Annotated in this window: 18 protein-coding genes; 5 read left to right on the top strand and 13 right to left on the bottom strand. The window is 56.6% G+C overall.

Annotated features, from left to right (window positions below):
* Positions 1–4: 4 nt before the first annotated feature.
* From ACTHO6_RS14560 to ACTHO6_RS14535, 6 genes are all read right to left on the bottom strand, one after another.
* Complete coding sequence (locus ACTHO6_RS14560) at positions 5–1,018, bottom strand: biotin-dependent carboxyltransferase family protein (protein WP_440242459.1); 1,014 nt, start codon at positions 1,016–1,018, stop codon at positions 5–7.
* On the bottom strand, positions 1,015–1,728 hold the full coding sequence (pxpB, locus tag ACTHO6_RS14555; protein WP_440242458.1) for a 5-oxoprolinase subunit PxpB: 714 nt from the start codon (positions 1,726–1,728) through the stop codon (positions 1,015–1,017). Before pxpB ends, ACTHO6_RS14560 begins: the two co-directional genes overlap by 4 nt.
* Positions 1,729–1,828: 100 nt before the next feature.
* Complete coding sequence (locus tag ACTHO6_RS14550) at positions 1,829–2,599, bottom strand: IclR family transcriptional regulator (RefSeq protein WP_440242457.1); 771 nt, start codon at positions 2,597–2,599, stop codon at positions 1,829–1,831.
* An 84-nt stretch (positions 2,600–2,683) separates the two neighbouring features.
* Positions 2,684–3,637 carry a DUF979 domain-containing protein gene (locus ACTHO6_RS14545; RefSeq protein ID WP_440242455.1) on the bottom strand — a complete coding sequence of 318 codons (954 nt, stop codon included), beginning with the start codon at positions 3,635–3,637 and terminating at the stop codon, positions 2,684–2,686.
* A 3-nt stretch (positions 3,638–3,640) separates the two neighbouring features.
* Entirely contained in the window at positions 3,641–4,345 is a 705-nt protein-coding gene (locus ACTHO6_RS14540) for a DUF969 domain-containing protein (RefSeq protein ID WP_440242454.1), read from the bottom strand.
* 253 nt (positions 4,346–4,598) lie between these two features.
* On the bottom strand, positions 4,599–5,483 hold the full coding sequence (locus tag ACTHO6_RS14535) for a YitT family protein (RefSeq protein ID WP_440242546.1): 885 nt from the start codon (positions 5,481–5,483) through the stop codon (positions 4,599–4,601).
* A gap of 219 nt (positions 5,484–5,702) precedes the next feature.
* Here ACTHO6_RS14535 and ACTHO6_RS14530 point away from each other — a divergent pair, with 219 nt between their 5' ends.
* The 3 genes from ACTHO6_RS14530 to ACTHO6_RS14520 are packed head-to-tail and all read left to right on the top strand — an operon-like array spanning position 5,703 to position 10,309.
* Entirely contained in the window at positions 5,703–7,307 is a 1,605-nt protein-coding gene (locus tag ACTHO6_RS14530; protein ID WP_440242452.1) for an SWIM zinc finger family protein, read from the top strand.
* Positions 7,304–10,168: a DEAD/DEAH box helicase gene (locus ACTHO6_RS14525; protein ID WP_440242450.1), complete on the top strand. Its 2,865-nt coding sequence runs from the start codon at positions 7,304–7,306 to the stop codon at positions 10,166–10,168. Before ACTHO6_RS14530 ends, ACTHO6_RS14525 begins: the two co-directional genes overlap by 4 nt.
* Positions 10,169–10,171: 3 nt before the next feature.
* Positions 10,172–10,309: a hypothetical protein gene (locus tag ACTHO6_RS14520; protein WP_440242448.1), complete on the top strand. Its 138-nt coding sequence runs from the start codon at positions 10,172–10,174 to the stop codon at positions 10,307–10,309.
* A 70-nt stretch (positions 10,310–10,379) separates the two neighbouring features.
* Here the strand turns inward: ACTHO6_RS14520 and ACTHO6_RS14515 are convergent, their stop codons facing one another.
* A complete protein-coding gene (locus ACTHO6_RS14515; protein ID WP_440242447.1) occupies positions 10,380–12,635 on the bottom strand; it encodes an EAL domain-containing protein in 2,256 nt (751 codons plus the stop codon).
* Between the two features lie 304 nt (positions 12,636–12,939).
* Between ACTHO6_RS14515 and ACTHO6_RS14510 the strand changes: the two genes are divergently transcribed.
* Positions 12,940–14,169 carry an MFS transporter gene (locus ACTHO6_RS14510; RefSeq protein ID WP_440242445.1) on the top strand — a complete coding sequence of 410 codons (1,230 nt, stop codon included), beginning with the start codon at positions 12,940–12,942 and terminating at the stop codon, positions 14,167–14,169.
* Positions 14,170–14,343: 174 nt separating this feature from the next.
* Here ACTHO6_RS14510 and ACTHO6_RS14505 read toward each other — a convergent pair whose 3' ends face one another.
* The 6 genes from ACTHO6_RS14505 to ACTHO6_RS14480 all read right to left on the bottom strand — a co-directional run bounded on the left by ACTHO6_RS14505 (position 14,344) and on the right by ACTHO6_RS14480 (position 18,813).
* On the bottom strand, positions 14,344–14,931 hold the full coding sequence (locus ACTHO6_RS14505; RefSeq protein WP_440242443.1) for a TVP38/TMEM64 family protein: 588 nt from the start codon (positions 14,929–14,931) through the stop codon (positions 14,344–14,346).
* A 130-nt stretch (positions 14,932–15,061) separates the two neighbouring features.
* Positions 15,062–15,268: a hypothetical protein gene (locus tag ACTHO6_RS14500; protein ID WP_440242441.1), complete on the bottom strand. Its 207-nt coding sequence runs from the start codon at positions 15,266–15,268 to the stop codon at positions 15,062–15,064.
* Positions 15,269–15,344: 76 nt separating this feature from the next.
* The gene (gene eutC, locus ACTHO6_RS14495) at positions 15,345–16,178 is read right to left on the bottom strand and encodes an ethanolamine ammonia-lyase subunit EutC (RefSeq protein WP_440242439.1); all 834 of its coding nucleotides are present in this window, start codon (positions 16,176–16,178) and stop codon (positions 15,345–15,347) included.
* Between the two features lie 21 nt (positions 16,179–16,199).
* Positions 16,200–17,561 carry an ethanolamine ammonia-lyase subunit EutB gene (locus ACTHO6_RS14490; RefSeq protein WP_440242437.1) on the bottom strand — a complete coding sequence of 454 codons (1,362 nt, stop codon included), beginning with the start codon at positions 17,559–17,561 and terminating at the stop codon, positions 16,200–16,202.
* Between the two features lie 166 nt (positions 17,562–17,727).
* A complete protein-coding gene (locus tag ACTHO6_RS14485; protein WP_440242435.1) occupies positions 17,728–18,117 on the bottom strand; it encodes a response regulator in 390 nt (129 codons plus the stop codon).
* Positions 18,118–18,372: 255 nt separating this feature from the next.
* Positions 18,373–18,813 (bottom strand): Rrf2 family transcriptional regulator, encoded by a 441-nt coding sequence (locus ACTHO6_RS14480; RefSeq protein ID WP_440242545.1) that lies wholly within the window; start codon positions 18,811–18,813, stop codon positions 18,373–18,375.
* 209 nt (positions 18,814–19,022) lie between these two features.
* Here ACTHO6_RS14480 and ACTHO6_RS14475 point away from each other — a divergent pair, with 209 nt between their 5' ends.
* Complete coding sequence (locus ACTHO6_RS14475) at positions 19,023–19,361, top strand: histidine triad nucleotide-binding protein (protein WP_440242543.1); 339 nt, start codon at positions 19,023–19,025, stop codon at positions 19,359–19,361.
* Positions 19,362–19,372 lie beyond the last annotated feature (11 nt).

Genomic DNA, 19,372 nt, shown 5'->3' with positions numbered 1-19,372 from the left:
GGCTCTACCTCCGTCCCGCGTTGATTTCGATTCCCAGCCTGATTTGTCGCAGTTCGCTTTCCTGCTTGTACAGCGCCTGCTGGGCTTCACGTAGGGACACCTCCTGAAACTGCACGCGATCACCCGGCCGCAGCTGCGCCACTATTGGCAAATCGACGGTCGCTACATGGGCGATTTTCGGGTAGCCGCCAACCGTTTGCCTGTCCGCAAGCAACATGATCGGCTGGCCGTTTGGCGGGACCTGGATCGTTCCCGCAGAGACGGCAGCGGAAATCAGCTCAAGCGGAGACTCCAGCGCAAGCTCCGGCCCGTCCAGGCGATAGCCCATTCTGTCCGATTGCGCGGCGAGCCGATACGGTGTCGCGAAAAACTGCCGGCGGCTCGCTTCCGAAAAATAAGCGAACTCTTCTCCCCGCATGACCCGGACGACCGCCTCTTTGGGGTACGGAAAAACATGGAACGGAACAAACCAGTCCATCTCGCAGCAATCCGCGTTGCGCGCCTTGCTTTTGGCTTTCAGCTGTTCCCCCAAAAGCAGCCCCAACTCGCTCGGCTTGCCCGGTTGCAGCCGATCTTTTGCCCGAAGCGTCCTGCCCTCTGCTCCGCCAAAGCCCGCCCGGACATTCGTACTCCGGCTGTCCATGACGAGCGGAACATCCCAGCCGCCTGCAACGGCGAGGTAAGCCCGGCAGCCTGTCCGGGCATGGGCAAATGTCAGCGTGCTGCCTTTTTTCACCCAGACAGGACGGTTCCTGCGAATGCGGACGCCGTCCACAGTGGGCTGCATGTCCGCTCCGCAGACGGCCAGCAGCAAATCCTGATGAACCAACAGGACGGGGCCTTTCACGGTCAGTTCCAACACGGCAGCGTTTGGCTCGTTGCCAACAAGCAGGTTGGCCAGGCGCATCGCCAGCGTGTCCATCGCCCCGCCGACGATCACGCCGTACCGCTGATAGCCGTATCGGCCCAGGTCCTGCACCGTCGTGTACAGTCCTGGCGCTAGCAGTTCGATACTCACGTTCCCATCCGCCCCCTTTGCTCGTACGCTTCTTCCGCGATCGGGCAAAAGCGGACTCTGTCGCCTGCCCGCAACAAGCTCGGCGGCTGTTCTTCCGGGCGAAACAGCCGTTCCGGCGTCCGGCCAATGATGTGCCAGCCGCCCGGACTCTCGATCGGGTACACGCCGGTCTGCTCTCCTCCGATCCCGACGCTTCCCGGCGCGATAGCGGTGCGCGGCGACTGCCGTCGGGGAGTAGCAAGGCGCTTGTCCAGCCCGCCCAAATAAGGAAAGCCAGGAGCAAAGCCGATCATGTGCACCAGATACTCCTGACCGGAGTGAATGCGGATCACTTCGTCCGGCGTCATGCCGTGATACGCAGCCACGTCCGGCAGGTCAGGGCCAAACACTCCGCCGTAGCAGACAGGAATCTCGATCAGTCGAGGCGCGCTCTGCTCTTCTGCGCGAATCGACACAAGCTGCCTGGCCAGCCGTGCTTTGAACCGATCGTACGGGCTGTCCGCTTCGCGCGGATCGTACCACGACACCGGATCGTAATAGACCGTAACGGACGTATAGCCCGGCACGAATTCAACCATTCCCGGCAGCGGGTGCTGTTCCAGATGGTCAGCGAGCGCCTGTACGTTTTGCTGCGTCGTTTGGTCGATGGTGTCTCCGAGCTTGACGACAATCCCCGAGTCACCGAGCGGAAAAAACTCGATTTGCTCCAACCTGCGTCCCTCCCCTTCCATTTTCGATCATCGGTACGATCATTCCGAATGTTGGGGAAAAGGAAAAGAGGGGTTGTCCTCCTGCCGTCCGCCCTCGGAATCAAGTACGCCTGGTTCGCCTCCAGCCAAGCGCCGCGGAAATACGCTCTGCGGCGTCCTTCAAACGGGCAATCAGCCCTGGCAGCCGTTCCTCAGTGAACCGCTCCTGCGGTCCTGCGAGGCTGATGCCTGCATACAGACGTCCCTCGTGGTCGAAAATGGGAGCTGCGACTGCTACCGTATCGTTTTCCAACTCCGAGTAGCTGATCGTATACCCTTTTTCCCGCGCCTCTTGTATGGCTAGTTGCAGCTGCTCCCTGTCTGTGATCGTCCCGCGGCCAATCGGCACAAGCTCCACTTCGCGCACATACTGCTCTCTTTCCTTCTCCTCCAGAAACGACAAGATAATCCGCGAACAGGCCCCCGCATACAGAGGGGATCTGCGCCCGATCTTCGTATACAGCCTGACGGGATGGGGGGTATCCAGCTTTTCGATATAGATCGCTTCTTTGCCGTCCCGAATGATGAGGTTGACCGCCTCGCCGGCTTCGTCCCGCAGGGCGCTCATCACAGGCAGAGCGAGCTGGCGAATATCCAGCCGCTCCGCCACCAGCTGGCCGAACTGCAAAAACAACAGCCCGAGCGAAAACTTGCCATCCTCGCCCCTCTGCAAAAAGCCCATTCCTTCGAGCGAGCCGATCATGCGATGAATCGACGTTTTCGGCATGTTCGTCAGCTCGACCATCTCCTGCAAGCTCAATCTGTCGTGGTCGATGAACAGATGAAGCAGCTCCATCGACTTCACGACCGTTTTGTTCCGGTTTTGTATCATGAACCTTCCCATCCCCGCGATCTGTTTGATTTTGTCCCTATTTTATCATTGCTGCCCCTCAGAAAAAACCAACAGATGGCTTGCCTACAGCGAGATGAGGTACAAAAGGGCGATGTTGAACGCAAGCAAAATCAACGCCGTCGGGAACTGTACCCGAATGACGTGGTTTTTGTCTTTCAAATCGAGCAGCGCGGCGGGAACGATGTTGAAGTTCGCGGCCATCGGCGTCATGAGCGTGCCGCAGTAGCCGGCGAACATCCCGATGGCCGCCAGATGGTTCGCATCCACGCCGAACTGGCCGATCAACAGAGGAATGGCGATTCCCGCTGTCATCACAGGGAAGGCGGCGAACGCATTGCCCATAATCATCGTGAACAGCGCCATCCCTATGCAGTAGGCAAATACGACCCAGAACAAGGAATGCGTCGGAATCATTCCGGCAACCAGATCAGAGACGACCGCACCGACACCCGCGCTGGTAAAGATCGTGCCAAGCGTAGCCAGCATCTGCGGCAGCACAGCCGCCCAGCTGATTGCCTCCAGCAAACGCCGCGATTCTTTGACAGGTGTCAACGGACTGCTTTTGGTAAGCGCCATCCCGACGATCAGGGACAGGAGTGTCGCCACTCCCAAGGAGACGAGCGTGATGTTTTTCTGGTCCAGCACGAACCACTCGCCGACCTTCACCCCCTTCAAGCCGAGACTGCCGACAATCGTCAAAAGCGGGACCATCAAGGCGGGAACGAACAGCCAGTTGCCCAACCGTTTGCGGTTCTGCTGGCGTTCCTCACTGGAGGCTTCGCCGTAGCTTCCTGCCTTCAAGCCGCCGAATCCGACGATCAGCACCATGACAATCACGCAAAGTCCCATGGCAAAAGGCGGAATGATTCCGCCGAGCAGCAAGGTCATTCCGTAGAGCGCATAAAACAGGCCGGAGGTGAAGCGGCGCGGGTTTTTCTTGTCCGCAAACGTAAACAAGCTGCCGCCAAGCGTAATGACACCGAGAAACACATAGATCGCTTCCAGCGAAATCCACATCGGTTATTCCCCCTTGCCTGTCAACGACTGATGGCCGCTCTGCTGCCGCAGCTGCCGATCCAGCTTGCGGTCAAGCATGACCAAGCGGATGCTATGTACGACGAGCGCGGCAATCGCGGTTGGAATGGCCCACATTGCCATTTGCAGCGGATCGGACGGAATGTTGTTCTGGTCGAAAAAGCCTTTCATCAACAAAATCGCGCCAATCGCGATAAAGACGTCCTCGCCAAAAAACAGGCCGATGTTGTCGGCTGCCGCTGCATGCGCCCGGATATTTTGCCGCACGTCGTCCGGGAGGTCTTTGCCGTATTTCACCTCCGCCGCTCCTTCTGCCATCGGGGCGACGAGCGGCCGTACCATTTGCGCATGTCCCCCGATCGAGGTCAGGCCACACACGGCAGCGACCTCGCGAATGACGAAATAGACATTGAGGATTCGGCCTGTCGTGGCGGCCTTGATTTTGGAGACGAGCGCTTCCGCCTGCTCGCGCAGACCGTATCGTTCCAATAGCCCGATGACGGGCAAGGTAGCGATAAAAATAGCCATATAGCGGTTGGTGGCAAATGCCTTGCCGAATTGCTCGATGATCTCATACAGCGGCTGCTTGGCGAGCAGCCCAGTGGCAAGTCCTGCGACCGTCACCACCAGGAGCGGGTTGAGCCGCACGATGAAGCCGATAATGACGATGGCAACTCCGATCAAAACCATGTTGGCAGTCTCCTTTCTCATAAGCGTGTCCGAAAGCGGATGGCAACTGCTCTTCCCCTGTCTTTCCCCGCCGTTTGTTTTGTTCCGAATTTCGGAATAATAGTTTCATATTTTGTATCCCCATCATACGTTCAGCATGTGTAAAAATCAATAGATCATTTCGAAGTTTCTGAAAAGAAAATCGGTTGCTTGCTACAGGGGTTCGAACCCTTGGCTGCGCCATTCATCGCCGCAGCCAAGTTGTCCCCTTCGCTTAATGGATATTCTTTTTCTTGAAACGCCCGCCCGATACGTCGTGAATATGGCCGATCGCGAGAAAAGCGGAAGCGTCGATCTCCTCCACGATGGATTTGAGCTTGGCTTCCTCCAGTCGGGTGATAACACAGAAAATGACTTTCTTCCCCTCTCCGGAGTAACCGCCCTCGCCGCTCAAATACGTAATCCCGCGTCCCAATCTGGCCGACAGGGCGTCCCCGATCTCGTTCGGATAATCGCTAATAATCCAGACCGAGCGGGATTCTTCGAGGCCAACCATCGTCAAATCAATCATTTTGTAGGCGATATAGTAGGCGATCAGCGAGTACATCGCCCGATCCCAGCCAAAGATAAAGCCCGCGCTGCCGAGGATGAAAATATTGAAAAACATCACGACTTCCCCGACGGAAAAAGGACTTTTCCGCGTCAGCAAAATCGCCACAATCTCGGTGCCGTCCAACGATCCGCCTGCACGAATGACCAGTCCGACCCCAAATCCGATGATGATTCCGCCAAACACGGCAGACAAAAGCAAGTCGTCGGTCAAGCTGGGGACATGATGCAAAAAACTCGTCCCGAGCGACATGACAGCCACACCAAACAGTGTCGAGATCGCGAACGTTTTCCCGATCTGCTTGTAGCCGATCAGCAAAAACGGCAGGTTGAACAGAAAGAGGAAAATCCCCAGCTTGATCCCGGTCAAGTGAGACATCATGATCGACAGACCGGTGACGCCGCCGTCGATAATTTTGTTCGGCACGAGAAAAATTTCCAACCCGACGGCCACCATCATCGCTCCTACGACAATGGCGAGAGCCCTGGTGACGATTCTTCGTTTTTTGGCCCGCTTGTGGGTAATCGGACCTGTTTTTGCAGCTTCCATCCCCATCATCCTTGCCCCTTTTTTCTTCTCTGCTTTCAGCTTTCCCCGGCTGTCCCAAAAATAGCCAGCCTGTTTTTCGCCCGCAAACCGATCCTGGTCAACCGGGATCAGCCAGGTGAGGCGCTGCTTTGCAAGCCTCGTCCTCCTTCTTGCTTTTTCCATTCCCCGACTTTTGCGTTATAATGGAGGGATAACACTTCGTTCGGAGGACCAACGCACATGTTGCAAAGAGAGTTGACACGGGAACAGGCTGTAGCGGCGGGAGAGCAAATCCTGCAAGAGGTAGAAGGGGCGGTGATCGAACGCGGCTATACGTACTTTTCCGATGGGGTTGTGTTTAATACGCGCGTGGAAAACCATCGCATCCTGGAAAGCGATGTGCAAGGCACCCGGGTATACCGTGTGCGCCTCGATCTGGAAAACGTACAAAACAGCACCTGTACCTGTCCTTACACCCGTCTTTGCAAGCATATCGCCGCCACGTTTTTTCAGATGTACAGCGTCTTTGAAAATCCGCGCCCCTTTCTGAGCAAGGCGCTAAAGCCGCGCCGTCTGAGCTTCTCTTCGGCCATGCTCATCCCGAGCTATCGGCCAGTCGCAAGCGAGCTGCACGAAAGCGAGACGGCCCCCGTTTCCTCCCCGCTTACCGCAGCCAGCTCCGTCTACGACTGGTGGAGCTTTTTCGAAAGCTGGACACGCAATTTGTTATCCGCGATGGATGCGTACCGCGCTTCTTCGGAAATGTTTTCCAGCTATCAAAACGTCCTGTCGGTCGCTTCGGCATGGCCGCGAGAACGGGCCCAGTTGTTCCACATCCACGCCAATTTGTTTCATCTGCAAAAATTGCAGCAATACGTCAACAGCTACCGCCAGTCCAACTGGTATCCGGATTTGGCACAGACGGCCGAACGGCTGCTGGAGCAGTTGGAAGGCGCCATCTATTTCGCGGATCGCCAGGCGCTGCTGGCCGATCATCGCCCTGCCCTGACTGAGACCGTGACAATCATTCGAAAATGGAAGGAAAACGACGCCTCTTCTCTGTACTGGGTACACGCCTATCGCATGTTGTGGTGGTCGCTCTTCACCGACTCCGACTGGATCAAGCAAGAGGTGGCAGAACTGGAGAGCGCCATGCTGACGCCAGACGCCCCCGCAGCGGACATCGAAAAATACCGTCTGCTGCGCGCCCACTTTTCTGTCATGGAAAAACAGGACGAACGTGCTCTTACGGTGTGGAAGTCCATTCGCCGCCTGCCGCTCTCTTTTTATTTGCCGTACATAAAAGCTTTCGCCCGCCAGCAGGAGTGGCAGCGCGTTCTCTTCTGGACGGAGTCCCTGACCGATTTGATCGGGGCGGCGCAATCCCAGCAGTACCGTCTGGTCATCGCCATCTGGCAGGAAGCGATGAAGCAGGTCGGACGCTCCGCTGAGTGCGGGTCCCTGCTGAAACACTTCCTGCCAAGCAGCTACTCCGAATACGCGCTGCATTTGTTCGAGGAAAAGCAGTTCAAGTCGTGGATCGATTTGCAGATGTCTTATCAGGTGCCGCTTGCCGATATCTCGCCCGCTCACCTCAAGGAAATCGAGGACGCCGATCCGTCCCTCATGTATCCGTATTATGTTCGCGAGATCAATCGTTTGATTCGCGAGCGCAATCGCACCGCCTATAAAGAGGCGATCAAGCTGTTGAAAAAAGCGCGTGCCGCTTACGCGAAAGCGGAGCAGGAGTCCGACTGGGAGCGCTTCGTAGACAAATTGTCCGCCAAGTACAATCGTCTGCGGGCGTTTCAGGAGGAGCTAAGGAGAGGAAATCTGAACCTATGAACACTGTGACAACCATCGTGCTTGCGGCAGAGCTTCAATCGGACGGCCGTTTCCTCGTTGCAGGGACGGACCCCGACGGGCATGCCGTCGATCCGGAAGAGCTCGCCGGAGCGCTTTTTGCCTGGGATGAAGCCTCCTACTACGGCACGTTCGTGGAGAAAGACGAGCGAGGCTTGCTGCTGGGGCCGACAGAGGCGCTGTCCTTCTTCGCCTCGCCGCCATGGCTTTTGCACCGGGCGTATTCCGTTGACCAACGTTTTTCCGAATACCGGGACGTCGCCGTTTTCCTGCAAAAAACGCTGGCCGCAGGCGCGATCATCCCGGATTTTGCCGAGTGGAAACAAGGGCGCTTCGGCTGGAGGGCGGCGCATGCGCCCGCTTCGCTTCCGCCCTACGGCAACAGGTGGCTCTCGCGCGTTCTCGAGGAGGCTGTCCACGCTTCCGGTGAAGTCGGACGCGCCTGGGACCAGCTTGCCGCGCAATTTCCGGCGCTTACCATCATGGGCGACGAGCTGTCTGTCCATTTGCAGGAGACGGAATGGCTGCAATCGATTGGCTGGCTGCCGGATGTGACGCCGTTTCGCACCTGTTTGCAACTGGTCGAGCCCGCCCATTCTGCCAGCGAATGGCTGCTCCAGGTGTATTTGCAAGACCGGGAAGAACCGGATCGGCTGTTCATGATCGAGCCGCATCAGCTGGCGGCTCCGAGCGCAACTACCGCGCGAATCCCGCTGGAATGGAAGGAGCACTGGCGGCGCTTTCAAAGCGACCTGGTCAAATGCCGCGAGATTTTTCCGTGGCAGGCTTCCGGCGCGGACGAACCACACGCACTGCGCACCCAGCTTACCAACGAGGAAGCCTGGATGTTCCTCTCGTCCTGCAGTCTGCAACTCGTCCAGGCCGGCATTCACGTCTTTTTGCCGGCGTGGTGGGAGCAAGTGCGCAGAGTCAGACCGAAGCTGCGGGCGAAAGTCTCGTCCTCCGTCGGCGCAAGCAGACAGTCTTTTCTGGGCATCTCGCAGGTCATGGATTTCGAATGGAAGCTCGCGCTCGGTCCTGTCGAGCTGAGTGAGGAAGAATTTGCGCAGCTGCTTCGCCAAAAACAGCGCCTGCTCAAAATCAGGGGGCACTGGGTACAGCTCACCCCTGACCTGTTCGCCGAGCTGCAGGAGGCGTTGAAAAAAACGAACGCCAAAAATGGCTTGACCTTGCGCGACGTGATGAACATGTACTTCACGACAAAGGTCGAAACCGAGGCGCACGCTGGCGACGACGAGCGGGATGAGCCTTATCCGCTGACAGTGGAAGTCCAGCTCAACGCGCACTTGCGGGAACTGATGCACCGTCTGCAGGAAACGAAGCACATCCCGATTCTTCCCCAGCCGGACACGTTCTGCGGCACGTTGCGGAAGTACCAGCTGGAAGGCAGCTCGTGGATGCTGTTTTTGCGCCAGTTCGGTCTGGGAGCCTGTCTGGCCGATGACATGGGCTTGGGCAAAACCGTGCAGTTTATCACGTATTTGCTGCATGTGAAGGCAAAAGAAACCGCCCAGTCGCCTTCGCTGCTCATCTGCCCCACCTCCGTGATCGGCAACTGGCAAAAGGAATTGCAGCGGTTCGCCCCATCCTTGAAGGTGTTCATCCACTATGGAAGCACGCGGCCGAAAAAAGAAACGTTTATTCCCGCCATCGCGGGAGCCGATCTGGTCATTACGTCCTACGCGCTGTCTCACCTCGATGAACCGGAGTTATCCTCCGTCACCTGGAGTACCGTCTGTCTGGACGAGGCACAAAACATCAAGAACGCCTATACGAAGCAGGCATCCGCCGTCAGAGACCTAAAGGCGTGGCACCGGATCGCGCTCACCGGAACACCGATCGAAAACCGCCTGAGCGAGCTTTGGTCGATTTTCGATTTCCTCAATCCCGGCTATTTGGGCAGCCTCGGCGATTTTACCCATCGCTTTGTCCAGCCAATCGAGCGCGACCGCGATCAAGCGCTGATCCAAACAGTGCAGCGGCTCATTCAGCCATTCCTTTTGCGCCGCACCAAGACGGACCCGGCGATTCAGCTGGACCTGCCGGAGAAAAACGAGCGCAAGGAGTACGTGCCGTTGACCGCCGAGCAAGGCGCCCTCTACGAAACCGCAATCCAGGATATGTTTGCGCGGATGGAAAACACCTCCGCCATGGAACGCCGCGGCCTCATTCTCACAACCTTGACGCGGCTCAAGCAGCTTTGCAATCATCCGGCGCTTCTCCTGAACGAGATCACCACCGCCGATGAAGCCAGCCGCTCCTACAAACTGGAGCGACTGCTGGAGCTGGTCGAGGAGATTCGGCAAAAAAAGGAGCGCTGCCTGATCTTTACCCAATACATCGAAATGGGCAATCTGCTCCAGCGCGTGCTGACGCGTGAAGGCTACGGTCCCGTTTTCTTTTTGAACGGCGCTACCAAAAAAGAAAAACGGGACGAGATGATCGCCCGTTTTCAGGATGCCTCCCTCCCCGATGAGGAGCGCGGCACCATTTTCATTCTGTCCCTGCGCGCAGGCGGCACAGGCTTAAACCTGACGGAAGCCAACCACGTCATTCACGTCGATCGCTGGTGGAACCCTGCCGTGGAAAACCAGGCAACCGACCGGGCCCACCGGATCGGGCAGCAGCGGAACGTCCAGGTATACAAGTTTATCTCGCTCGGCACCATCGAGGAGCGGATTGACGAGATGATGGAGAGAAAGCTCTCGCTCAGCCAGCAGATCGTCGGCAGCGGAGAAAGCTGGATCACCGAGCTGTCAACGGCCGAGCTTCGCGAACTGTTCGCCCTGCGCCACGACTGGACCCATGCGAAAGGAGACTGACAGATGGAGCCTTTGAACGAAGCCAAACCCGCCTCTTCCCAAGCCGTCGCGCACGAGAAAAAAGACTTGCCCGACGCGTGGAAACGCTTTTTGCAGGCGGTCCAAACCCGCTTCTCCGAGCAGAAGCCACCAGCCGAATAACCGATAGAAAAAGGTCCGATCCACCTCGTCAGCAGATCGGACCTTTTCTGTTGCTCTTGCCGCCAGCGCTTCAAGCTGTACCCGCCGGCCTGTTCAACGGCAAATACACTTCCACCGTCGTGCCTTTGCCGGGAGCGCTGGAAAAATGAATCGATCCGTCGTGATCATGAATCATTTTATACGTCATCATGAGACCAAGCCCTGTCCCTTTTTCTTTCGTGCTGTAAAAAGGCTCCCCCAACCGCTTCAGCCTTTCTTCGGACATGCCGCAGCCTCTGTCCGCAATCTGGATCATGACCTGATCGTGTCCCGACCGCAGGGCTCTGATCCGTATCGCTCCACCGTCCGGCATGGACTCCACTGCATTGGAGAGCAGATGGATAAACACTTGCTTGAGCTGGCCTTGATCGCACCACAGCCAGGTCTCTTCGACATCGTCCATAGCAAGCATCAGCTGGTGTGTCGGCGCTTGGGCCTGGACGACCTGCGCGATGCTCTGCAGCAACTGCGCCAAATTTTGCCATTCGAACGAATGAGACCGCTGCTGGGTCAAAAAGACGAATTCGCGCAAAATGCTTTCCAACTGGTGAAACTCCGCGAGCATAATATCGAAATATTCGCTTTTCCACTCGTCACGGCGCAATAGCTGCACGAAGCCTTTGATCGCGGTAATCGGGTTACGGATCTCGTGGGCCACTCCTGCTGCCAGCTGTCCGACGACGCTGAGCTTGTCCATTTTGCGCAAAAATTCCTCGGCGTGCACCTGCGCCGTCCGATTGCGAATGAGGAAGACGACCTGCTCCACCTCGGCCTGCTCGTTTTGCACAGGGGAGCCTGTTGCTTCCAAAATCAGCTTGCTGCCATTGCGATGGGAACAGGAAAACATAGTCGCCCTGGGGAGCTTCCATTCCCGGATTTCCTGGAATGTCTGCCAGACCCGTTGAAGCTGTTCGCTCGACAGAACGCTTTGCAGATGCCGATGCAAAAACGTCTCCGGAGATACCTCCAGCACGTCGCGAACGGATGGCGACACGTATGTCACATATCCGTGGCAATCGATAAGAACGATGATATCGGATATGTTTTCCACCATCAGCCTGTATGCGGCTTCGCTCACCCGCTGGGTCTCCTTTGCCTTTCTCAGCTCCGTGATGTCGACGCAAGAAGCGATCACTTCCTCCACCTGTCCCTCGCGAAAAACCGGACGCAAGGTCGCCAGATAGCAAACGTCATGGATGGCACCCTCATAGGTAACGTTTTCTTCGCCGTTCCAAGCTCGCTCGTAATACGCAGTCTTGCGCCATGCTTCCGGCAAAGGCACGATGTCGCAAAGCTCGCTTCCGACGACCTGCTCCGGCGTCAGCCCGATGCGGTGGAGCAATTCCCCCGCGCAAAACGTATGGATAAACCTTCCGTCCTGCTTGCGAAACCCGAACGTCATTCCTTGCTGATGGCCCAGCACCTCCGATAATCCGATCCGATTCTCGCTCGCTTCTTGCTCCGCACGCGCTGTCGCAGGGACGATCGCCTTGCCTTGCGAGCGCATCCGCAGGACCAGCTGATCGGCCAACAGCGGCTCGCAAAAGTAATTTCCTTGCCCAAGATCGCACTGAAGCTGTCCCAATAACTCTGCTTGCTCGCGGCTTTCGACTCCTGCGGCCGTCACCTGCCGGCCCATCGTTCGCGCGATCGCCAATGCCGTTCTTACCGCGACTTCCTGGGCAGAATCGGTCATGGCTTGCTGGACCATGGCTGGATCGAGCTTGAGCTTGTCGGCTGGAACGCGGGACAAATACGGGATGGAAACGGGATATTTTCCAAAATCGTCCAGACTCACCTGAACGCCAAGCTGCTTGAGCTGTGCGAGGACGCCAAGCGTGCGCTCTGCGTCTTCCTCGGCCAATTCCGTTACTTCCAGCTCCAAATAGCGCGGAGGCAGCTGGCTTTCCCACAGAATCTTCTGGATCGTATCCGCGAATCCGACAGACGCGAACGCATACGCGGACAAGTTGACCGATACGACCAACGGCCCGAAACCGATGTCGATCCACGCTTTGCCTTGCGTACACGCGGCTCGCAGGACCCACTCCTCCAGCAAACGAATCACGCCGCTTCTTTTGGCAAGCAGCAGCAGTGCCTGTGGCGGCAACAGTCCCCACTTTGCATGGTGCCAGCGAGCCAGGACCTCCACCCCTGTCATCCCTGCTGTGCGCAAATCGAAAAAAGGCTGGTAATAGAGTGTGAGCTCTTGGTTCACAATGGCTTGATACAAATCTTCATCGGTCTGATCCAGTTCATCCTGGTCGATTGTCTGAATACGAACCACGTCCCTCCTAAAAGTTTGCCATCAAGCGGGGCAGCGACAGCACGGTCTGGAATTCCGAACTATTCTGACACTTCCTTTCTTCCTACTTTATAGGAAGAATGCGCACCCTGTCCAGAGAAGCAAATCGCGCAAACCGCTCCCGCGCTGGAAGGCATCTGATTGCTTGTGCTCCCCTCGACGCTTTTCCTTATTTCCTTTTTGCAATAGTCCCATCACATTTCTTGATTAGTCAGCACCCAAAACCAATGCTAGAATAATCCATAACAAATTCCCTGCTTGTTACTGCAAAGGTTGTGACGGAACGATGGATTTTTCCTGGAAGCGTAATTTGTTTGTGTTATGGGCCGGCGTCTTCTTTTGCAGCACAGCCTACTCGATCTCCATTCCCTTTTTGCCTATCTTCCTCCATACCTCTTTGGGTGTTCACGAGCATTTGGAAGCCTGGTCTGGTATCTCGTTCGGGATTACCTTTTTGGCCAGCGCCCTGATCTCGCCGTATTGGGGCTCTCTCGCCGACAAATACGGGCGAAAGCCGATGCTGATGCGCTCCGGCTTTAGCCTGGCTTTGTTGTACTTTCTGACTTACTTGATTACAGATCCTTACCTTTTCCTGGTGTTGCGTGTGTTTCAGGGGCTTTTGGCCGGCTACGTGCCTGCCGCGATTGCGCTGGTCGCGACGAATACGCCGGAAAAACACGTCGGCTATGCGCTGGGAGTCATGGCCACCTCCGGAGCGACGGGCGGGATTGTCGGGCCGCTGGTCGGGGGAGTCGTCAGCCATCTCTGGGGAAACAGAGAGGCTTTTCTTTTCTCCGGCTGTGTCGTGCTCGTAGCGGCGCTCATCGCTACCTTCCTCGTCAAGGAAACCAGCATGAACCGCTCAGGCAGTCGGTCCAACGTGCGGGAAGACTTGCGGGCTGCCATCGCCAATCGTTCGCTCATGACAATTCTCGGCCTCAGCCTGATGGTCACGATCTCCGTCATGCTGCTGGAGCCGCTGTTGACCGTCTACGTGCTGCAGCTCGGCGCCTCGCAGCAGGAAGCTTCGCTCAGCGCCGGAATCATTTTCGCTGCCGTCGGGATTGCTACGGTCATCGCTGCCCCGCAATGGGGGAAGCTCGGCGGCAAGCTCGGCTACACGAAAATTTTGTTCATCGGCTTGCTGGGCGGAGCGCTCGGCAACCTGCTGCAAATTTTTTTCACCAACCTGTACGGCTTCGGCATCCTGCGCTTCGCCTACGGCCTGTTTTTTGCAGCGGTTTACCCTTCGATCAACGCGATGATTGTCAAGGTCACCGATCCCGCGTTTCGCGGCAGAGCCTTCAGCCTGAACCAATCCGCCAACCAGCTCGCGACGATGCTCGGCCCTGTCATCGGCGGCGTGCTTGGCGGAGTCGTCCCGATCCGGTACGTATTTCTCCTCAACGGGATCGCCTTGCTCGCTACGGCTATCCACATTCGCACAAAAAAGCCGGGCCAGACCGGGAAGCACGTACAGCCGACGTCTTCCGATCCGCAGTTGGCAACCAAATGACACGCGGCAAAAAACTCCCGTTCGTTTCGTCAGACCATACGTGTCTTGTCTGCCGACAGCGAACGGGAGTTTCTGCTCTCTTTCGGACGAAGCCGCCTGCCGCGTTCGCAGTCCCGATTATCGCTCATCGTCTGCCCGCGAACGCTTCGACCTGTCCGGATTTCCTTTTGCTTTTCATTCCGCCTGGTTGGCCTGTCCTTTTCCCCGCTTCCAGAACAGCAGGAGAACAAGTGCGCCTGCCGCGAGCGCGACCAACAGCCGAAACTTGTTTTCGCCAAAATAGACGAGATCGTGCCCGACGAATGTCTCAAAGGCCATCGAAGGGATTTTGCCCACGAGTGTCGCGAGGAGAAAATCAGCCAACGAGATGTTCGTCATCGCCGCTCCGAGATTGATGACCCCGGAGGGAATTAGCGGGTTCAGCCGCAGCAAGACGACGGCAAGCCCCTTTCTTGCGCGGGTCGCGCCGTTTAAAGCCGATAGCCATTTGACCTTTGCCAGCTTTTTTCGCCGATCGGCTTTTTGAATGACATAGCGATACAATAAAAAAGCGATGCCCGCACCGAGCACCTCCCCTGTCAGGGAAATGAAAAAACCTCCGTACAAGCCAAACACAACGGCGTTGGCTCCGGACAAAAAAATGGACGGCAGTATGCCTGCGACGCTGATGACGATATTCAGCAAAATACTGCCGATGACCCCGAGCATTCCCCAAGAGCGAATCCATTCCGCCACTGCTTCGATATTTGTCAATCCATCCATGTACGTTGTTGGACTCCTCCCTGTTGCCTGTTCTTTTCTCCAGACGCTTTGCTTGCGCAAAAAGGAGAATCCGCAGCCATCGTCCATGCTGCAAATTCTCCTTTGTCCACCTTGCCTCTCGGAAAGAATGCTAGACGCCCATACGCCTGCGCTGGTTGTTTGGCTTTTTGGTCAACTGGCTTTTCATCGACTGGTTTTTCACCTTCTGGTTTACCGGGTTGTTCGCTTGTGCCTGGGCCTGCTTCTTTTCGGCCAGTTTGCGTCTCATCGCTTCCTGCAGGCTGATTTTCGGCTTTTCCGCTTTTGTTTCCTGTTCGTTTTGATTTGGCTCCGTCATGCGTAGCAACTCCTCATAGAAATTGGTCATCTGCTATGTATTCTCGTGCAAGGCAGGAGGAGGGGCCAGTAGAAATCTACCCGTGTTGGGCGCGAAGCTTCCTGTATGTGACTCCGCTCGCCCGGTACTTCAACAGGTCCTCCAGAAGCTCTGCAAGATAGGCTCCCGCTTCAATCGGCAAAGTCCCGCCCCGATGAATATTAGAAATAACCGTACGATCTGATTCTACCGTATGGGCGTCCGGTTTGTAAATCATGTAAGCACTGAGACTTTCTGCTGTCGCAAGCCCTGGTCTTTCCCCAATCAGGGAGAGGACGACTTGGCAGCCCACGATTCGGGCGACCTGGTCCTGTATCCATACCCGTCCCCTGTGAATGAACACGGGCCGACCCACGCTGATGTGGCGCATCGCTAGCCCTTGTTGCAGAGCGGGCAGCAAATCCGGGATCGTCGCTTCGCAAGCAGACGTACTCAGTCCGTCCGAAATCACGATTTGCACGTCTTTGCCCTTGTCGCCGTGCAGCTCCAGCCACTTGGCCGACTCATCCGAGAGCATACGCCCCGCGTCCAGGTTCATCAAATACTCCTGCATGCTCGTCGCCCGCGAATACAGCTCCGGAAGCTGCAACCGCTGCAACCATTCCGGGCTGATCGTTTTCATGACGGCATCGTGTGCGGCCGCCTGGTCGATGCGAAACTGCAAGTAGCTCGTCGTCTTCATTCTGGTGCCGGCCCGACCGATCCCGATGCGCGCCGGCGTTCTCGCCATCGCCCGCTCCAGCGCTTCCGGATTGTGCGGATTTTCTACGCCGCGCACTTTTTGCGCGGGAAAGGGAATCACTTCCCCCGTCTTTTTGGCAAGCTCCTCCATGACCCGCTGGATCAGCTCCTCCATGTTGATCTGTTTCATCGCGTGTGCCCTCCCCGCTCGTTAGTCGAACACCGATAAATCGCCTGCCCGCTCTGTCAGCCGTCCGTTTTCCATCAGTCCCATTTTTTCCAGCCATTTTTCAAATTCCCGCAACGGACGCAAGCCCAAAAGCTCGCGGTAGCTGGCATCATCATGGTAGCTCGTATCCTGGTAGCTCAGCATGACGTCGTCGCCGCCGGGCACGCCCATGTAAAAATTCGCTCCGCCAAGCGCCGTCAGCATCCCGGCAATCTCCTGGTCGTTTTGGTCCGCGTGCATGTGATTCGTGTAGGTCGGGGCAATTCCCATGGGCAAGCCGTGCAGCTTGCCCATGAACAAATCCTCCAGGTCAGCGCGGATCATCTGTCTGCCGTCGTACAGCGTCTCCGGCCCGATGAACCCGGAGACGTTGTTGACCATGAACGGCTTCCAGTGGCGGCAAAAGCCGTACGTCCGCGCCTCCAGCGTCTGCATGTCCACGCCTTCGTGCGCGTCCAGCGACACCTCCGAGCCTTGCCCGGTTTCAAAGTACATCACGTTCGGCCCCGAAGCCGTGCCGTTTCGCAGCATCAGCTCCATCGCTTCATCCAGCAAATCTGTGGAGACGCCAAACGCTTCGTTCGCCCGCTGCGAGCCAGCCAGGCTCTGGAACAGCAAGGAGATCGGTGCTCCGCCGCGCAGCGCCTGCATCTGGGTGGTAATGTGGGCGAGGACGCAGTTTTGCGTCGGAATCTCCCATTTTTGCATGAAATCGTGGGTCATTTGGAGCAGCTTGGCAACGCTTTCAACCGTGTCGTTGTTCGGATTGATCCCGATGACGGCATCGCCGGAGCCGTAGGACAGCCCTTCCTTCATCGAAGCGAGAATGCCCTCCGGATCGTCAGTCGGGTGGTTCGGCTGGCACCGGAACGCCAGTCTGCCCGGCTCGCCGATGAGCGTGTTGCAGTACGCCTGGTGTCTCATTTTTTGCGAGGCCATCACCAGATCTATGCTCGACATCAGCTTGGCGGTCGCGGCAATCATTTCGCTGGTCAAGCCGCGGCTGATCCGGGTAAGCTCCGGCATGCCCGTCGAAAAGGACAAGATGTACTCGCGCAGCTCCCCGACCGTCCAGTTTTTGATCTCGTTGTAAATCGACAAATTCAGATCGTCGTAAATCACGCGGGTGACTTCGTCGGTTTCGTACGGAATCACCGGATTTTCGTAGATGTCTGCAAGCTGCATCTCGCTCAAAACGACTTTGGCCGCCATCCGCTCCAGGGCGGAGCCGGCCGCGATTTTGCTCATCTGGTCGCCGGATTTCTCTTCGCTCGCTTTCGCCAATACATCGCGAACGGAGGTAAACTGGTACTGTTCTTTCCGGATGACGCATGCCAATTTCATCTCGCTTCACTCGCTTTCTCGTGCCCCCACACGGGTCTGGTGAGGATGTAGCGGGGAGTTGTTCGCGCGCGCTCTGGCGCTTTATTTCGCTCGTATACGTCAAAAAGGCGCTTGAAACAGGAGACGGCCATTCGTCTCATTCAAGCGCCATTGCTTTTGTTGCGATTCACTTTTCCAGCCTCGTTTGTTTTTCCAGCAGGATCGACTCTACGGCGGGCAGCAGCTCTTCCTCCATGACGGGCTTGGCCAGGTAGGCGCAGACGCCATTTGTCTTCGCCTGGGTCTCCAGGTCTTTTGGACTGTACGCCGTCAGCAGCAGAATGGAAGCATCCGATTGCCTTTTAATCATCCCGGCAGCCGTCCATCCATCCATGACGGGCATTTTTACATCCATGATGACGAGGTGCGGGTCCCACCGCTGCGTCAAGGAAACGGCCTCTTCGCCGTTCTTCCCGTCCGCCACAACGTTGTAGCCTTGTTCCTGCAACATCTCGCCCAGGTCCATTCGCGTGATCGGGTCGTCGTCTATGATGATGATTCGAAAACGATGACGCAATACTCCACCTCCCGGCAAAGAGAATGGACGTGCCGACTGCTCACCAACATGTCAAGCCTGCACCGACGCCGTTGTCGGTTTTTTCACAGCTTTTCGAATAGTTTTATTATATCCGTTCTTTTTCGCTATTTCCACCCTGAATCCTGTCCTTCGCCCCCTTGTCCCCTTCGCCGATGGCAAGCGGCTTTTCCCGTTTGTCTGACTCGATGCCGCTTTTTCACGCAATCATCGGGCGAAGCGGGCAGGCGGTCGGCTTTAGCGGGCTTGTTCGGTTATTTTTTGCCGCAGGTCGTTGACCAGCTCGTGCATCGTTACGCTTTGCAAAATCGCTTCCATCGCATGCTGGGCGCGATGCAGGATCAGCTCCAGGATGAACTGGATATTGGCGCCCACCGGACAGGAAAGATTGGGCTGTTCATGGATATGAAAAAGCTGGCCTTCCCCCACGACTTCCACCGCGCGATAGACATCCAGCAATGTGATTTGCTCCAGCCCCTTCGCTAGCGTTGCGCCGCCCGCTCCGGCCCGGACGTGGACAAACCCCGCTTTTTTCAACTGCCCGAGCACGCGGCGAATAATTACCGGATTGGTGTTCACGCTACTCGCAATCCATTCCGATGTATGATGAGAAGTGGCATCAATCGAAAGCAGAGATAAAATATGAACCGCAATCGAGAAACGGCTGCTGATTTTCAAGTCGGTCACCCCTTTGCTGTAATGATTATAGTTACAGCTCAGTTTGGAAGTCAAGTTGCCCGTTCCGTCCCGCTTTCGCCTGTGGCGCATTTGTGAATTCTCCCCGCCATCTCTTTAGCAAAAACTCTCGCCTCCAAACAGGTAAAGCCTGCTCCCATGCCGAAATAAGCTATATACCTTGGCATGATGGAGAAAGGATGACGAAACAAATGGACTGCCTTTTTTGCAAAATCGTAACTGGAGATATCCCTTCCAAAAAAGTGTACGAGGACGAGCACGTGCTGGCTTTTCACGACATTAATCCTGTCGCACCCGTGCATGTTCTGGTCATCCCGAAAAAGCATATCCAGTCGGTCTTGGCGATTCAGCCTGAAGACAAGGAGCTGATCGGCCACCTGCACCTGTCGTTGCAAAAGGTAGCCGAAATCATGGAAGTAGCCGAGTCAGGCTTCCGCGTCGTGACCAACACCGGACAGCATGGACAGCAAACGGTTTTCCACCTGCACTACCACCTCATTGGCGGCAGACAGTTGGAGTGGAAGTTCTAGGCTAGAAAAAA

The organism is Brevibacillus sp. SAFN-007a (genome assembly GCF_051967035.1).
GTDB lineage: Bacteria > Bacillota > Bacilli > Brevibacillales > Brevibacillaceae > Brevibacillus.
This window is presented reverse-complemented; position numbering and strand designations above follow the sequence as displayed.

Excerpts from the sequence above, each read along its gene's own strand:
- ACTHO6_RS14490 (WP_440242437.1), bottom strand. The coding sequence starts at position 17,561 with ATGAAATTGGCATGCGTCATCCGGAAAGAACAGTACCAGTTTACCTCC.
- ACTHO6_RS14510 (WP_440242445.1), top strand. The coding sequence starts at position 12,940 with ATGGATTTTTCCTGGAAGCGTAATTTGTTTGTGTTATGGGCCGGCGTC.
- ACTHO6_RS14500 (WP_440242441.1), bottom strand. The coding sequence starts at position 15,268 with ATGACGGAGCCAAATCAAAACGAACAGGAAACAAAAGCGGAAAAGCCG.
- ACTHO6_RS14525 (WP_440242450.1), top strand. The coding sequence starts at position 7,304 with ATGAACACTGTGACAACCATCGTGCTTGCGGCAGAGCTTCAATCGGAC.
- ACTHO6_RS14535 (WP_440242546.1), bottom strand. The coding sequence starts at position 5,483 with ATGGAAGCTGCAAAAACAGGTCCGATTACCCACAAGCGGGCCAAAAAA.
- ACTHO6_RS14520 (WP_440242448.1), top strand. The coding sequence starts at position 10,172 with ATGGAGCCTTTGAACGAAGCCAAACCCGCCTCTTCCCAAGCCGTCGCG.
- ACTHO6_RS14540 (WP_440242454.1), bottom strand. The coding sequence starts at position 4,345 with ATGGTTTTGATCGGAGTTGCCATCGTCATTATCGGCTTCATCGTGCGG.
- ACTHO6_RS14550 (WP_440242457.1), bottom strand. The coding sequence starts at position 2,599 with ATGATACAAAACCGGAACAAAACGGTCGTGAAGTCGATGGAGCTGCTT.
- ACTHO6_RS14505 (WP_440242443.1), bottom strand. The coding sequence starts at position 14,931 with ATGGATGGATTGACAAATATCGAAGCAGTGGCGGAATGGATTCGCTCT.
- ACTHO6_RS14545 (WP_440242455.1), bottom strand. The coding sequence starts at position 3,637 with ATGTGGATTTCGCTGGAAGCGATCTATGTGTTTCTCGGTGTCATTACG.
- ACTHO6_RS14475 (WP_440242543.1), top strand. The coding sequence starts at position 19,023 with ATGGACTGCCTTTTTTGCAAAATCGTAACTGGAGATATCCCTTCCAAA.
- eutC (WP_440242439.1), bottom strand. The coding sequence starts at position 16,178 with ATGAAACAGATCAACATGGAGGAGCTGATCCAGCGGGTCATGGAGGAG.
- ACTHO6_RS14530 (WP_440242452.1), top strand. The coding sequence starts at position 5,703 with ATGTTGCAAAGAGAGTTGACACGGGAACAGGCTGTAGCGGCGGGAGAG.